This window comes from Arthrobacter ramosus, from assembly GCF_039535095.1.
Classification (GTDB): Bacteria; Actinomycetota; Actinomycetes; order Actinomycetales; family Micrococcaceae; genus Arthrobacter; species Arthrobacter ramosus.
Genome location: NZ_BAAAWN010000001.1, coordinates 3,570,059 through 3,583,492 on the forward strand (window position 1 = coordinate 3,570,059; position 13,434 = coordinate 3,583,492).

A 13,434-nucleotide genomic window follows, 5' to 3' on the forward strand; every position below is an offset into this window, starting at 1 on the left:
TTCCCACGCTTAGTCCGCACCGAAAGTTCCACCGCCGCTGATGCCGGCACCCTGTTTGTTGTGAGGGTGCCGGCACATGCGGCTATCCGACGCCGAGGTACGCTTCCTTGACCGCCGGGTTGGCGAGCAGTTCCTTGCCGGTTCCCCTGTGCGTAATTGACCCGGTTTCCAGGACAAAAGCACGGTGAGCACGGGCGAGGGCCTGGTTGGCGTTTTGCTCCACCAGAAGCACCGTGGTGCCTTGGTTGTTGATCTCGGTGACAATCTTGAAGATCTGGCGGATGAACTGCGGAGCAAGCCCCATGGAAGGTTCATCCAACAGCAACAGCTTGGGGTTGGACATCAGCGCCCGGCCAATCGCGAGCATCTGTTGTTCCCCACCGCTCATGGTGCCGCCAAACTGCTTGATGCGCTCCTTCAACCGTGGAAACAAGTCGAAGACGCGCTCCAAATCGTCTGCCACCTTGGTCCGGTCCTTGCGGCCGTAGGAACCCATGTCAAGGTTCTCCTCTACCGTCATGCCAGGGAAGATTCCGCGTCCCTCAGGGGCTTGCGAAATTCCTTGGACGACGCGGATGTGCGCTTTCATCCTGGTGATGTCCTGCCCGGCGAAGGTGATGGAGCCAGCCGAGGGAGTCAGCAATCCGGAGATGGTCCTCATGGTGGTGGTTTTGCCGGCACCATTGGCACCGATGAGCGAGACGATTTCGCCCTCATCCACGCTGAATGACATGTCCGAAATGGCTTGGATCCGGCCGTAGTGGACGGAAACGTTCTTCAGCTCAAGCAAGGTCATCTTCAGGCTCCCCGAGATAGGCGGAAATAACTTTCGGGTCGTCGCGGATAATCTTGGGCAAGTCATCCGCGATCTTTTTCCCGAACTCCAGGACCACGATCCGGTCGGTCACGCCCATGACCAACTTCATGTCGTGCTCAATGAGCAGGACCGTGTAGCCGTCGTCACGGATGGTCCGGATCAGGGCCATGAGTTCTTCTTTTTCCGCGGGATTGAACCCGGCCGCAGGCTCATCCAGGCACAGGACCTTAGGGTCTGTGGCCAGTGCCCGGGCGATTTCCAGGCGACGCTGGTACCCATAAGGAAGGTGCCGCGACAAGAAATGGGCATGATCAGCGATGCCGACGAACTCAAGCAATGCCATGCCGCGATCAATCGCGGTTTTCTCTTCCCGGACATGGGTGGGCAGACGCAGGAGTGCCCCGCCGACACTCGTGCGGTGGCGTGCATCGAGACCAACAACCACGTTTTCCAAAGCTGTCATCTCACCAAAAAGGCGGATGTTCTGGAAGGTCCTGGCCAAGCCTCGCCTGGTGATCCGGTGCTGCGGCAGTCCGTTGAGCAATTGGCCTTCCAATAAGACCTTTCCGGACGTCGGCTTGTACACGCCTGTCATGGCGTTGAAACACGTGGTTTTGCCGGCACCGTTAGGACCGATCAAGCCGAGGATTTCGCCTCGGTTGATATCGAAAGTGACATTGTCCAAAGCCGTCAGGCCACCGAACTTAATCGTCAGGTCTTGGACCTGGACCAAGGCTTCGCCCACCTTGGTGACAATGTCCCTCTCAGGCGCTACCTTCCCGGCGACGTCAAGGTCCACACCCTGTTCCTTGAGTGCTTCCACATCAATATCCGGTTCAATTGCTTCACTCATTGTCAGCCCCCTTTCCCGGTTCCAAAACGACTTTGCCCGAAGGAGGGATGTCGCCTACGGCGCCCTTGAGCTTGTTGTAAGCCAAGCGTCCGTACGCGAGGAGGCTCTGGCGTGCCGGCAGGAGACCGCCGGGGCGGAAAATCATGATGACCACCAGCGCCGCACCAAAGATCAAATACTTGAACTCCGCAATCGCGGTAAAGCGGAGCGGAATATATGCCACCAACGCACCGCCAAGAATCGCACCAACCTTGTTTCCCGTGCCGCCCATGACAACAGCAGCGACGAACAGGATTGAGGTGGCGATGTCGAATTTCTGGTTGTTCACAAAACCCACCTGGCCGGCGAACAATGCACCCGACAGTCCGCCCACGGAAGCACCAATCGCGAAGGCCCACACCTTGTACTTGAACGTCGGGACGCCCATGATTTCCGCGGCGTCTTCATCTTCACGGATGGCAATCCACGCGCGTCCCACGCGGCTGCGCTCCAGGTTTCCGGCGGCCAAGAGCACCAGAATGATGATGGTCAGCGTCAACCAGTACCACGGAGTTCCGCTCGAGTTCAGGAAGATTGGCTGGCCGCTTGAATCCGTTCCCGGAGGGTGGCCGACATTCTGGAAACCAACTTGGCCTTTCATCGCCGGAATAATGGTGGCCAAAATGCGCACGATCTCGCCGAAGCCCAGCGTGACAATAGCCAGGTAGTCGCCGCGGAGGCGAAGAGTAGGCACACCCAGGACCACGCCAAAGAACATGGCGACCGCCATAGCCAGCGGCAGCGTCCACAAGTAGGGAATGTGCACATACGGAGAATCCGGGCTGGTAAACATTGCTGCCGTGTATGAACCCAGGGCAAAGAATGCCACGTAGCCCAAGTCAAGGAGGCCCGCATAGCCGACCACCACGTTCAAGCCCACAGCCACGAGGGCATAGACGGACATTTGCGCGAGTGCAATTTGCCAATTGTTGCCCGGTTCCGTCGTGATCAGCGGCGGATTGAGGATGGGAAGCAAGTACGCAATGACAACGACGACGATCAGGATCAACCATTGGGTTTGGCGCGGGAGCGCATTCCATTTGTCACTTAGTCCCGGGAACCAGCCTTTGCGCTGCCGCATCTTGGCTTCGCGGTCGGCAATCTCCTGCGCTGAAGCATCATCGGGAATAAGCGTGGGGCCGTCTGTTGTGCTCATGCCTTACTCTTTCCAAGCGAGCTACCCAAGACACCTTCGGGTCGCACAATCAATACCAACACCAGGACCACGAACGCGACAACGTCCGTCCATTGGGAACTACCCAGGAGCACCTGGCCGTAGTTGCCAATCAAACCGATCAGCAGGCCGCCCAGCAAAGCACCGCGCACATTGCCGATGCCTCCGAGGACAGCGGCCGCGAAGGCTTTGACGCCGAGGATGAATCCGCCGTTGTATTGCACGCCGGACGGGATTTTCATGACGTAGAACAAGGCAGCTGCTCCGGCCAGGATCCCGCCGATTATAAAGGTGGTCACGATGATCTTTTCCTTGTTGACACCCATCAAAGTTGCGGTATCCGGGTCCTGCGCCACGGCACGGATGCCTCGGCCGGTGCGGGACCGCCTAATGAACTGATCAGTGGCGATCATGAGGATAATCGCAGCGACGACAATAACCACCTGCTGCGAATCGACGATGGTCCCGAAGACGTCGAAAATAGCGAGCGGCCGGAACATCGTGAGCGCAGCCTCCGGGCTCGGTCCGCGCCACCAGTAAATGGTGTACTGAATGGCGAAGGAAACACCGATGGCGGTAATCAAGAATGCCAGGCGGGGCGCCTTGCGCTGCCGCAAGGGTTTATAAGCCACCCGTTCCACGATCACTGCCATCAAGGCTGAGGCGATAATCGCGACGACGAGGGCGAGGACAAGGTTTCCCACGATGGCCCAAAAACCCAGCCTCGGAGCAGAGGGACCGAAATTCAGGGCGCTGAGGGTAAAGAACACTCCGTAACAGCCCGTGATGAACACTTCGGAGTGGGCAAAGTTGATGAGGTTGAGAACGCCGTAGACAAGGGTGTAACCGAGGGCAACCAACGCATAAATTGCCCCGAAGGTCAACCCGTCAAAGGTGGAACTCCAGAAGTTTTGGGTGAACGAGTTTACGTCGAAGGTGATCCACGTGTCGTCCACGGGAACCGAGTGGAGCAGGTTGGGAATTACTTCACTGATCATGGCACTTCCTGATGTAATCAAAAGAAATGCTGGGGGTCGGCATGGATGCTAACCCCCAGCATTCATCTGGGCTCGGTGTTATTTTCCGATGACGCCGATGGGAACGATCTTGCCGTTCTCAACTTTGTAGCCGTAAACATCAGGCGTTGCCAGTTCGCCGGTTGCATCCCACTTGTAGTGCTTCGACAGACCGTCTGCATCGTAGGACTTGACCCAGGAGAGAAGGTCCGCGCGGGACTGCTTGCCCTTGTCGATACCTGAGAGCAGGACCGTGGCAGCGTCGTAACCTTCAATGGAGTAGGTTCCGGGCTCAGCGTTGGCCAGCTTCTTGTACTCGGACTCGAAGCTCGGGATCAGCTCGCCGGGGATGCACGGGCAGGTGAAGTATGAGTTCGACGACGCGTCGCCGGCCTGCTTGATGAACTGGTCATCCTTCACGCCATCCGGACCCACGAAGGAGCCGGTGAATCCCTTTCCAACCAGCTGCTGGTCGAAGGGAGCACCTTCTGCGTAGTAGCCGGCGTAGTAGACGGTGTCTGCCTTGGCGTTCATGATCTTGGAAATCACGGCCGAGAAGTCCTTCTGGCCAGTGACGACCTTGTCGGACCCCACCATCGCGGAGCCAAGGGCCGCGGACGTTGTGGTTCCCAGACCGATGCCATAGTCAGAGTCGTCCTGGACGAGGTAGACCTTCTTTGCTTGCAGCTTGTCCGTGAGGAACTTCGCCGCCGCCGGACCCTGGACGGCGTCATTGCCGAGGGCGCGGAAGAAGGTGGTCCAGCCGTTCTTCGTCAGGCTCGGGTTGGTTGCGGAGGGCGTGATGTGCACCAAGCCCTTCTGCTCGAAGATGTTGCCGGTGGCCTTGGATTCTCCCGAGAAGGGCAAGCCCACCACTCCGATGATGTCCGACTCGGACACGATCTGCGTTACCGGGCCAGTGGCCTTGTTCGGATCGCCTTCAGTATCGAATTTCTTGAACTGGACCTGGCAGCCGGGGTTCGCGGTGTTGTGCTGGTTGATGGCCAGCTGGATGCCGTTGAAGATGTTGATACCCAGCTGGGCGTTGGGTCCTGTCTCGGCACCGGCATAGGCAAGGGTGGTGGTTGACGGGCATGTTCCTTTGCCATCGCCTGCAGGCAAAACAGCTCCGGCAGGAACGTCGACTTTGGAAATCGCAGGGATATTGATCCTGCCGCCGCCACCCGAGGTCTCTGTGCCGCTAGGGGCAGTCTGATTCGCACAGCCCGCCACTAGCATGCCAAGGGTGGCTGCTGCTGCAATCGCCGAAATGACTTTCTTCCTGTACATAAATAGCCTCCGCGGTGCGTCTGATTCGTGGTCATTCGCCCGAAGTCACTTTCACTTCGAACATGTTCCATGAGAGTACTACCAAATATGTGTCCTGGAACACATATATGCAGGTCAGGATCTAATAACGGTGGATCACCCCCCTGCCCGGACAACCCTTCGTATGAACGCGGGGTTAAATTCCTGTCACGGCACAAGCTGGCGCAACACGGGGGGCGGCACGGTTCGCATCTCGCGTGCGTGCCCCAGGTGGGACTCGAACCCACAACACGCGGATTTTAAGTCCGCTGCCTCTGCCAATTGGGCTACTGGGGCGCCCGGATAATGGTAACCCAGTGCACTCCCCTCCTTGGTCTCAGAGCCCGTGGAACGGCGCGGCATAACGAAAGGTTCCGCCGACGCCGTCGGGCCATGCCTTGAGGGGCAACAGCTGGAAATGGTCTCCCCACCCGGCGTCGGGGGCCATCACGCCCAGCTTTCGGGCGGGTAGAAATCCGAAGCGCGGGTAGTACCCGGTACTGCCCAGCAGGGCGATGCCAGGTTCGCCCGCATCGTCGGCCCGTCGCGCGGTTTCCCGCAAGAGCGCAGATCCGATGCCGCGCCGCTGCAAGTGCGGCTGGACGCTGATGGGGCCCAGCCCCAAAAGCCGGAGCTCCCCGATCCAGCCGCGGGTACTGATGACGTGGCCTACGACCTCACCGGCAATCTCGGCCACGATGCTGAACTCCGGCAGGTACTCATCGCAGTCGAAGAGTTCACGCAGCAGCGTCGCTTCGGCCGGGACTCCGTCGACGGGCAGCCCGGTGACCGGGCTGGTGGAAAAGGCGGCAGCCGTGAGCGCCAGTACGGACTCGCGGTCGGCCGGCCTCTCCGTTCGAAGCACTACGCCTTGGCCCAGCAGTCCGAGCACTTCCATGGCGTGCCCGCGTTCGGCGGAGGGAACCAACAGGTGGTCGTGATGGAATCCGGCCAGGACGTTGCAGCTGATACCGGCTGCCGTGAGGGCCGAGCTGACTGCCGCGGTGAGCCCCACAGCTTCGAGCGCGGAGTGGATTTGAAGAGTGATCCACGCCGCCACGAAATCGTAGGACAGTCCCAGGCGCCCGGCTTCCTCTCGGCGCAGCACCACGGTGAGGCCTTCCGCTTCGCGGACAGCGGCTTCGATATTGCCTTCAAGCGGTTTACCGTGCGGCCACAATGCGTACACGTAGTCGCCGTCTCGAAGCACGGGGTGCATGGATCTCAGGAGAGTCGTCAGATCGCTTTCGCCAGCCATGCTGCAAGTCTAGGACCAGCCGTTAAACGACGACGGCGGCCGCCTCCCGCGTGGGAGACGGCCGCCGTCGGCGGTACTACTTGGCGTTCGCTACTTGGCGTCAGCCGTGACCGGAGCCTTGGCCTCAGCGGGCTCGGCGGCCGGCGCGGGTGCGGCGGCCGGCTTGGGAGCCGGGGTGGCCGCGGCCACGAAGGCTCCGCGCGGGTTGTCGAGGTCCAGGAGCTGGGTGGTGTCGCGGCCCATGGTCATGCCCAGGAGCCAGTTGAAGATCACGCGGACCTTGCGCTCACCGGTGGGGATGGCCAAGCCGTGGTAGCCGCGGTGGGCCAGCCATGCGAGTCCGCCCTTGAGGCCGATACGGCCCAGGATGTTGATGTTGGCAACGCCCTTCCATTCGCCGAAGCCGGCAACCGCACCGAGGTTCTTGTGCTTGTAGTCGGCCATGGGCTTGTCCCAGCGGGAGGCCCACAGGTTCTTGGCGAGCCGCTTGGCCTGGCGCAGTGCGTGCTGGGCATTGGGAACGCAGGTGCCGTCCGGCAGGCCGCTGCCGGTGAGGTCCGGAACGGCAGCGATATCGCCGGCCGCCCAGGCGTTGTCGATGATGCCTTCGTCGCCTGCAATGCGCAGGTCCGGGAGGACACGGACACGTCCGCGCGGCTCGAGCGGGAAATCGGTGGAGCGGATCATCGGGTTGGCCTGCACGCCGGCCGTCCACACGAGGGTGTCGGCTTCGAACTCCTGGGCAGGGGTCTTGTCCGGCAGGTTGATGAGCTTAAGGCTGCCCTCTGCGTTGTCGAGGGAGGTGTTGAGCAGGACCTCGATGCCGCGGCTGCGCAGGTGTTCAACAACCCACTCGGCCTGGGCTGCGGTGACCTCGGGCATGATGCGGCCCATGGCTTCGACAAGAACGAAGCGGACTTCTTCCTGGCGGACGCGCGAGTTGTTCTTGACGGCAGCGCGGGCGAGGTCTTCCATCTCGGTGATGCACTCGATACCGGCGAAACCGCCACCCACGACCACGAAGGTCAGGGCCTTCGCGCGCTCGGCGGCGTTCGTCATCGTAGAGGCGAGCTCGATGCGTTCAAGGACCTTGTTTCGCAGGGCGACCGCTTCTTCGATGGTCTTCAGGCCAATGCCTTCGTCAGCGAGGCCCTTGATGGGGAAGGTGCGGGTAATGGCGCCGGCGGCAACCACGACGTCGAAGTACGGGATCTCGAAAGGCTCTCCACCGTCGGCCGGAGCAACAACGGCGGTGCGGTTCTGGTGGTCGATGCTGGTGACGCGGCCCTGGATGAGTTCCGTCTGCTTGAGGTGCTGGCGGTGCGAGATGACGGCGTGGCGTGCCTCGATGTTGCCGCCGGCCACTTCGGGGAGGAAGGGCTGGTAGGTCATGTAGGGAAGGGGATCAACGACGGTGACGATGCCGCCGGCGTTCGCGATCTTCTTCTGCAGCTTGAGTGCTACGTACAGGCCGACGTATCCGCCGCCGACAACGAGAACACGGGGACGGTCAATGAGCTCAGGGGTGGTTGCCATAAGAATAGAGTACAGCACCTTGTGAAAATCTTCACTAACTATTTCCCGAAGCTACGCACCAGCGCCGGAGGCTATTTCGGGCCGCTCGGATCCACGACGTCCACCACGCCGGTCGCGGGTTCGTCGGGCAGTTCCGGGGAGGCCCGGTAGGAGCGCCTCAATTGGACGGAGGCGCCCGCAACGATCGCCACGAAAAGCGAACCAAAGCCGATGACCACCGCGGCCGGAACCGCAGTGTCGGCCTGCGAGGGCGCCTTCGCCGCAGGAACTGTGGGATCCGCCAAGGTGGCTGCGGGGATGCTCGGCTTCGACGTTGACTGAGGCGTGGGGCTGCTGAGGTCCCCGCGCCGATGCACCCGGATCCATTCAGCAATGGATCCCACCGGATTGCTCGCCACCTCGGGCACATCGGCTTTCAGGGCCGCCTCGGCGTTGAGGATGCCGTAGCCATAGATGGGGTCCTTGCCGGGCGCCCCTGCATCCACGGCCGTCGACACAATCCTGTTGATGACCTGTTTGGCGCTCATATCCGGCCATTTCGAGCGGATAAGCGCCGCGACGCCGGAGACGATCGGCGCGGAGCCGGACGTGCCGGCCCAATCTTCATAGCTCCCCCCGGGCAGGCCACCCACCAGCTTTTCCGCCGGTGCCGAGACGCCGATGCTGATTCCCTGCGAAGAGGCATCGACGCTGGCCGTACGGTTCCGGTCGAGTCCTGCCACGGTCAGTACCCCCGGAATCGTGGCGGGCGCGCCCACCTGGACGTTTCCGCCGATCCGGTTGCCTGCCGCAGCCACGATCACCACGTCCTTTTGTTCGGCATAGAGGAACGCCGCGTCCCAGCTTTGGGGCCAATCAGGCGAGGTGCTGCCGAGGGAAATATTGATGACCTTGGCGCCGTTGTCCACTGCCCATCGAACAGCTTCGGGAATCTGTTCCTGGTCCGTCTTGCCCGCGGGATTCGGCGAACCGAGCCAAGCGGAGACGGACAAGATCTCGGCCTCGGGGGCGACGCCGACGATTCCGTCCGGGCCAACACTGGAACCGGGCGACGAAGACGACGTCGGCGACGGAGACGAGGGAGCGGTCGATGGACTGGCCGAAGCGTGTCCGCGCCCTGCCAGGAGAGTTGCGACGAGGGTCCCGTGCTCGGGTTTGGCCCCGATGCTCTTCTGTCCGTTCGGATCGCCCGCACCGGAAGCGTCGGTTCCGCCGACCACCGCACCCTTGAGGTCGGGGTGTTGCCCGTCCACCCCGCTGTCGATGATCGCGACTTTCACCCCCGCGCCCTTTGATACCTGCCAGGCTGCGGAAATGCCGTACTCGTTGAGCCAGTATTCCTTGTCCCGCCAAGAGTCGGCGAACGCCGAAGGGGCAGTGAGCAGGGCCCCTGCAAGGCTTCCCCCGGCCAGCATGGCGGCCAGCGCGGCCGATGCTGTCCGGCGGCGCCAACCGTGTGGCGATGTCATCAGCGAATACCCATCGTTAACGAATACTCAGCGCGATGCCGTCGAGGATGTCGTGCTCGCTGGAGATAGCCCCAGTGATGGAGCCCTCTCCCAGCTCAGCCAAGCGCTGGAGGATACGGCGCCATACGAGGGCTCCGGCTCCGATGACGTCAACGCGTCCGGGGTGCATGTAGGGCAGCCGGGCACGCTCCTCGCGGCTCATTTCCAACAGGCTCGTGGCCGCGTCGCTGATGGTCTCCAGGTCCAGGCTGGCACCGTGGATGAGTGCGGGATCGTACTCGCCAAGGCCCAAAGCGTGCGCCGTGATGGTGGTGACGGAGCCGGCAACGCCCACGACGGCGGTGGCCCGGCCCAGCGGGACCGTGCGGGCGACGAGATCAATGGCTGCGTCGACGTCGGCTTCCGCGGCGGCGATCTGCTCCGGCGTCGGCGGGTCGTTGCGGAGGTGCCGTTCGGTCAGCCGCACGCAGCCGATGTCGACGGATTTGGCGGCAATCACGCCGTCGGAGTCTCCGAGGACGAACTCGGTGCTTCCGCCGCCAAGGTCCACCACAAGGACCGGGTCCTTGCCGCGCGAAGGCAGCACGCTGCTTGCACCGGCGAAGGACAGGGCGGCTTCTTCGTCGCCGGAGATGACCTCCGGTTCGACGCCCAGCAGGTCCCGGATCCCGTCAACAAAGACGTCCCGGTTGCGGGCGTCCCGGCTGGCAGAGGTCGCCACGAAACGGACGCCCCCGGCGCCATGATGGCGGATCAACTCGGCGTAGTCGGCGGTTGCCGCAAAGGTGCGTTCGAGCGCCTCGGGGGCAAGCTCGCCGGTGGCGTCAACCCCTTGGCCGAGGCGCACCACGCGCATCTCGCGGACAACGTCCCGCAAGGGAGACCCTGCGCCTGCACCGTTTGAATCAGCAATCAGGAGCCGAATCGAATTGGTGCCGCAATCGATGGCAGCTACCCGGTTCATACGTTGAGCTCCCCTGCGGCTGGTTCCCCTGATGGCTCTGTTGCGTGGGAGGACTTGGATTTGCGGACCGGGGCGGGACGGCCCACGATGTCCGGCAGGCCCTGCGGTCCGTGGCGGCTGAGGTCCCGGGACGGGGCCTCCCCCGCACTGTCCCACGCGCCGTCGCAATAGCAGCGGTCCGCGGTCCACCATTCGCTGATCGCCCGGATGGCCTCGTCACCGAGCGGATTGACGCCGGGACCGGCGGCCAGGGAATGGCCGACCAGCACGTGGAGGCACTTGACGCGGGTGGGCATGCCGCCGGCAGAGACGCCTGCGATCTCGGGGACGTCCCCGGTGCCGGCCCGTCCGGCAATCTCGTCACGCGCCTGCAGATAGGCTTCGTGGGCGCTCCTGTAAGCCGCAGCCAAAGGCTCGTCAGCCGTGAGCCGTTCGTTCATCTCATTCATGAGCCCGCCGGCCTCCAGCCGCGACACGGCGGCGGTGATGACGGGGTGCGTCAAGTAGAACGTCGTGGGAAACGGGGTGCCATTGTTCAGACGCGGAGCCGTCGCGGCGACCAGCGGGTTGCCGCACACGCAGCGCGCCGGGATTTCGACGACGTCACGCACCGGCCGTCCGAGCTGGCGGCTGAGGATTTCGAGATCGTGTGCTGATGGCTTGCGGGACTCCTGCGATGCAGGTGCCGAGTTGTCTTCCACTGGCGCTGCCATCCTTCCTGCCCTGTTTGGCCGCGCCCATCAGGGCGCGACGGCGGCGGGCACCGCGTCTAGTCTGTTGCCGAGCGCCTGATGGATTCCCACAGGCCATCCACCCATGGCAGATTGGACGGGCTTCCGGAAGCTCCTGAGCTGGTGCTTCCGCCCGGTGTTCCGGCGGGAACGCCTCCACCAAACACCCAGTAGCCTGCTTCACCCGGCATAACCATGTTAATGCGGTCCCGGGCCTGTTGTTTCACATAGTTGGGATCCTGCCACCGCGTGATCTGCTTTTGGAGGCTGGCCTGCTCGGCCTGTTTGCTGGCAATGTCGGCTTCCAGGCCGGAGATTTCCGCCTTTTTCTCCAACCAGATCTTGACTGTGGGCGCGAGCATGATGGTGATGGCTATCATCACCACGGCGAGGGCAAGCATGCGGCCGGAGAACGCCTTCGCAGGCACGGGGCGCGCGCTGTGGTCCTTGTCGAGGTGGGCGGACCCGGCACCGGACGTTTTGTTCGATGCCTTGCCGACAACCGGGGTGTTTCCCGGCCCGCCCGGAAGCGAACGTCCAGGTTTCGCCGCAGAACCAGCCTTGGGTCCGGACTGGCCCTTGCTTTGGGTGCCGCCTTCGGCTTTGGCATTGGACGCCTGTCTGGACCCTGCGGGAACCGGGGTCTCCTGCTGGCCGGCGCTTGCCTTGCGGGACTCGCCGAAGTCGGCACGGATAACGTGGCCGCCGTCGGGGTTCTTTTGGGGCGAGCGACCGAGGGCGTCTGCCCGGGGGACCTTGGGGCGGCGGGTGGCCATGACACTCCTGTAATGCCTGGTGCTTGCCTGGCGGGTTGCTGCGCTCTGCGTGCCTCACGGAGCCTGCGGTTTGCCGAAGTGCTCGCACATTTCGTTAAACAGAACCGGTGGCTATGGTCTTTCCACCATAGCCACCGGTCAGCTGTTTCAGCGGATACTAGCCCTTGAAACGCGGGAAAGCGCTGCGGCCGGCGTAGCGCGCGGCGTCGTCGAGCTCTTCTTCGATTCGTAGCAGCTGGTTGTACTTGGCGACGCGCTCGGAGCGGGCAGGGGCACCGGTCTTGATCTGGCCCGCGTTCGTGGCAACGGCGATGTCAGCAATGGTGGTGTCCTCGGTTTCGCCGGAGCGGTGCGAGGTGATGGTGGTGTAACCGGAGCGCTGGGCCAGGGAAACGGCGTCCAGCGTTTCGGTCAGGGAACCGATCTGGTTGACCTTGACGAGCAGGGAGTTGGCCGTGGCAGAGTCGATGCCCTGCTGCAGGCGGATCGGGTTGGTGACGAAGAGGTCGTCGCCAACCAGCTGGACCTTGTCGCCGATCGCGTCGGTGAGGGTCTTCCAGCCTTCCCAGTCGTTTTCGTCCAGCGGGTCTTCGATGGAGACCAGCGGGTAGTCTGCAACGAGTTCGGCGTAGTAGGCGCTCATCTCAGTGGCCGAGAGTGCCTTGCCTTCGAACTGGTAGGCGCCGTCCTTGTAGAACTCGGAGGAGGCGACGTCCAGGGCGAGCGCGATGTCCTTGCCCGGGGTGTAGCCGGCGTTCCTGATGGCTTCCTGGATCAGGTCCAGCGCAGCACGGTTCGACGGCAGGTTCGGCGCGAAGCCGCCTTCGTCGCCGAGGCCGGTCGAGAGGCCCTTGGCCTGCAGGACGGACTTGAGGTTGTGGTAGACCTCAACGCCCCAGCGCAGGCCTTCGGAGAAGGTCTCGGCGCCGATCGGGGCGATCATGAATTCCTGGATGTCGACGTCGGAGTCGGCGTGGGAGCCACCGTTGAGGATGTTCATCAGCGGGACGGGCAGGACGTGGGCGTTAGGGCCACCCAGGTACTTGTACAGCGGCAGGTCGGCGGAGGCGGCGGCTGCGTTGGCCACGGCGAGGGAAACGCCGAGGATGGCATTCGCGCCGAGCTTGGCCTTGTTCGGGGTGCCGTCGAGGTCGATCATGGCCTGGTCGATGCTGCGCTGGTCCGTCGCGTCGAAGCCGATCAGGGCCGGGGCGATTTCGTCGATGACCGCGTCAACGGCCTTCTGGACGCCCTTGCCGAGGTAACGGCCCTTGTCGCCGTCGCGCAGTTCAACGGCTTCGTGCTCGCCGGTGGAAGCACCGGAGGGAACTGCCGCGCGGCCGATCTGGCCATCGGAAAGCAGAACTTCAACTTCTACTGTCGGGTTTCCGCGGGAATCAAGGATCTCGCGGGCGTGGATGGCATCGATAAGCGCCATGGACTGCTCCTTATGGTGAAGCGATTTACTGGGAATCTTGAGGGAAATTCTCGAC

At 62.8% G+C, this 13,434-nt stretch carries 12 protein-coding genes and 1 tRNA gene; all 13 read right to left on the reverse strand.

Features of this window, described 5'->3' with window-relative positions:
• Positions 1-82: 82 nt before the first annotated feature.
• Positions 83-796 carry an ABC transporter ATP-binding protein gene (locus ABD742_RS16460; protein WP_234751308.1) on the reverse strand — a complete coding sequence of 238 codons (714 nt, stop codon included), beginning with the start codon at positions 794-796 and terminating at the stop codon, positions 83-85.
• Positions 783-1,670: an ABC transporter ATP-binding protein gene (locus tag ABD742_RS16465; protein WP_234751307.1), complete on the reverse strand. Its 888-nt coding sequence runs from the start codon at positions 1,668-1,670 to the stop codon at positions 783-785. Before ABD742_RS16465 ends, ABD742_RS16460 begins: the two co-directional genes overlap by 14 nt.
• Positions 1,663-2,865, reverse strand: coding sequence for a branched-chain amino acid ABC transporter permease (locus tag ABD742_RS16470; protein WP_234751306.1), 1,203 nt, complete (start codon positions 2,863-2,865; stop codon positions 1,663-1,665). The genes ABD742_RS16465 and ABD742_RS16470 overlap by 8 nt, the downstream gene beginning before the upstream one ends.
• Positions 2,862-3,881 carry a branched-chain amino acid ABC transporter permease gene (locus ABD742_RS16475; RefSeq protein WP_234751305.1) on the reverse strand — a complete coding sequence of 340 codons (1,020 nt, stop codon included), beginning with the start codon at positions 3,879-3,881 and terminating at the stop codon, positions 2,862-2,864. Before ABD742_RS16475 ends, ABD742_RS16470 begins: the two co-directional genes overlap by 4 nt.
• 78 nt (positions 3,882-3,959) lie before the next feature.
• A complete protein-coding gene (locus tag ABD742_RS16480) occupies positions 3,960-5,189 on the reverse strand; it encodes a branched-chain amino acid ABC transporter substrate-binding protein (RefSeq protein ID WP_234751304.1) in 1,230 nt (409 codons plus the stop codon).
• A 241-nt stretch (positions 5,190-5,430) separates the two neighbouring features.
• Positions 5,431-5,504 (reverse strand) — tRNA-Leu (locus ABD742_RS16485).
• 40 nt (positions 5,505-5,544) lie between these two features.
• Positions 5,545-6,465 carry an N-acetyltransferase gene (locus tag ABD742_RS16490; protein ID WP_234751303.1) on the reverse strand — a complete coding sequence of 307 codons (921 nt, stop codon included), beginning with the start codon at positions 6,463-6,465 and terminating at the stop codon, positions 5,545-5,547.
• 90 nt (positions 6,466-6,555) lie between these two features.
• Complete coding sequence (locus ABD742_RS16495) at positions 6,556-8,001, reverse strand: NAD(P)/FAD-dependent oxidoreductase (protein WP_234751301.1); 1,446 nt, start codon at positions 7,999-8,001, stop codon at positions 6,556-6,558.
• 71 nt (positions 8,002-8,072) lie between these two features.
• A complete protein-coding gene (locus ABD742_RS16500) occupies positions 8,073-9,470 on the reverse strand; it encodes a S8 family serine peptidase (RefSeq protein WP_234751299.1) in 1,398 nt (465 codons plus the stop codon).
• 16 nt (positions 9,471-9,486) lie between these two features.
• Positions 9,487-10,434, reverse strand: a complete 948-nt coding sequence (locus ABD742_RS16505; RefSeq protein ID WP_234751298.1) for a Ppx/GppA phosphatase family protein — start codon at positions 10,432-10,434, stop codon at positions 9,487-9,489.
• The gene (locus tag ABD742_RS16510; RefSeq protein ID WP_234751297.1) at positions 10,431-11,147 is read right to left on the reverse strand and encodes a DUF501 domain-containing protein; all 717 of its coding nucleotides are present in this window, start codon (positions 11,145-11,147) and stop codon (positions 10,431-10,433) included. Before ABD742_RS16510 ends, ABD742_RS16505 begins: the two co-directional genes overlap by 4 nt.
• 56 nt (positions 11,148-11,203) lie before the next feature.
• Positions 11,204-11,941 carry an FtsB family cell division protein gene (locus tag ABD742_RS16515; protein ID WP_234751295.1) on the reverse strand — a complete coding sequence of 246 codons (738 nt, stop codon included), beginning with the start codon at positions 11,939-11,941 and terminating at the stop codon, positions 11,204-11,206.
• Between the two features lie 157 nt (positions 11,942-12,098).
• The gene (eno, locus tag ABD742_RS16520) at positions 12,099-13,379 is read right to left on the reverse strand and encodes a phosphopyruvate hydratase (protein ID WP_234751294.1); all 1,281 of its coding nucleotides are present in this window, start codon (positions 13,377-13,379) and stop codon (positions 12,099-12,101) included.
• Between the last annotated feature and the right edge of the window lie 55 nt (positions 13,380-13,434).

What these genes read in the sequence shown, in the direction of transcription:
- ABD742_RS16460 (WP_234751308.1), bottom strand. Translation starts at nt 796, where the DNA reads ATGACCTTGCTTGAGCTGAAGAACGTTTCCGTCCACTACGGCCGGATC.
- ABD742_RS16465 (WP_234751307.1), bottom strand. Translation starts at nt 1,670, where the DNA reads ATGAGTGAAGCAATTGAACCGGATATTGATGTGGAAGCACTCAAGGAA.
- ABD742_RS16470 (WP_234751306.1), bottom strand. Translation starts at nt 2,865, where the DNA reads ATGAGCACAACAGACGGCCCCACGCTTATTCCCGATGATGCTTCAGCG.
- ABD742_RS16475 (WP_234751305.1), bottom strand. Translation starts at nt 3,881, where the DNA reads ATGATCAGTGAAGTAATTCCCAACCTGCTCCACTCGGTTCCCGTGGAC.
- ABD742_RS16480 (WP_234751304.1), bottom strand. Translation starts at nt 5,189, where the DNA reads ATGTACAGGAAGAAAGTCATTTCGGCGATTGCAGCAGCAGCCACCCTT.
- ABD742_RS16490 (WP_234751303.1), bottom strand. Translation starts at nt 6,465, where the DNA reads ATGGCTGGCGAAAGCGATCTGACGACTCTCCTGAGATCCATGCACCCC.
- ABD742_RS16495 (WP_234751301.1), bottom strand. Translation starts at nt 8,001, where the DNA reads ATGGCAACCACCCCTGAGCTCATTGACCGTCCCCGTGTTCTCGTTGTC.
- ABD742_RS16500 (WP_234751299.1), bottom strand. Translation starts at nt 9,470, where the DNA reads ATGACATCGCCACACGGTTGGCGCCGCCGGACAGCATCGGCCGCGCTG.
- ABD742_RS16505 (WP_234751298.1), bottom strand. Translation starts at nt 10,434, where the DNA reads ATGAACCGGGTAGCTGCCATCGATTGCGGCACCAATTCGATTCGGCTC.
- ABD742_RS16510 (WP_234751297.1), bottom strand. Translation starts at nt 11,147, where the DNA reads ATGGCAGCGCCAGTGGAAGACAACTCGGCACCTGCATCGCAGGAGTCC.
- ABD742_RS16515 (WP_234751295.1), bottom strand. Translation starts at nt 11,941, where the DNA reads ATGGCCACCCGCCGCCCCAAGGTCCCCCGGGCAGACGCCCTCGGTCGC.
- eno (WP_234751294.1), bottom strand. Translation starts at nt 13,379, where the DNA reads ATGGCGCTTATCGATGCCATCCACGCCCGCGAGATCCTTGATTCCCGC.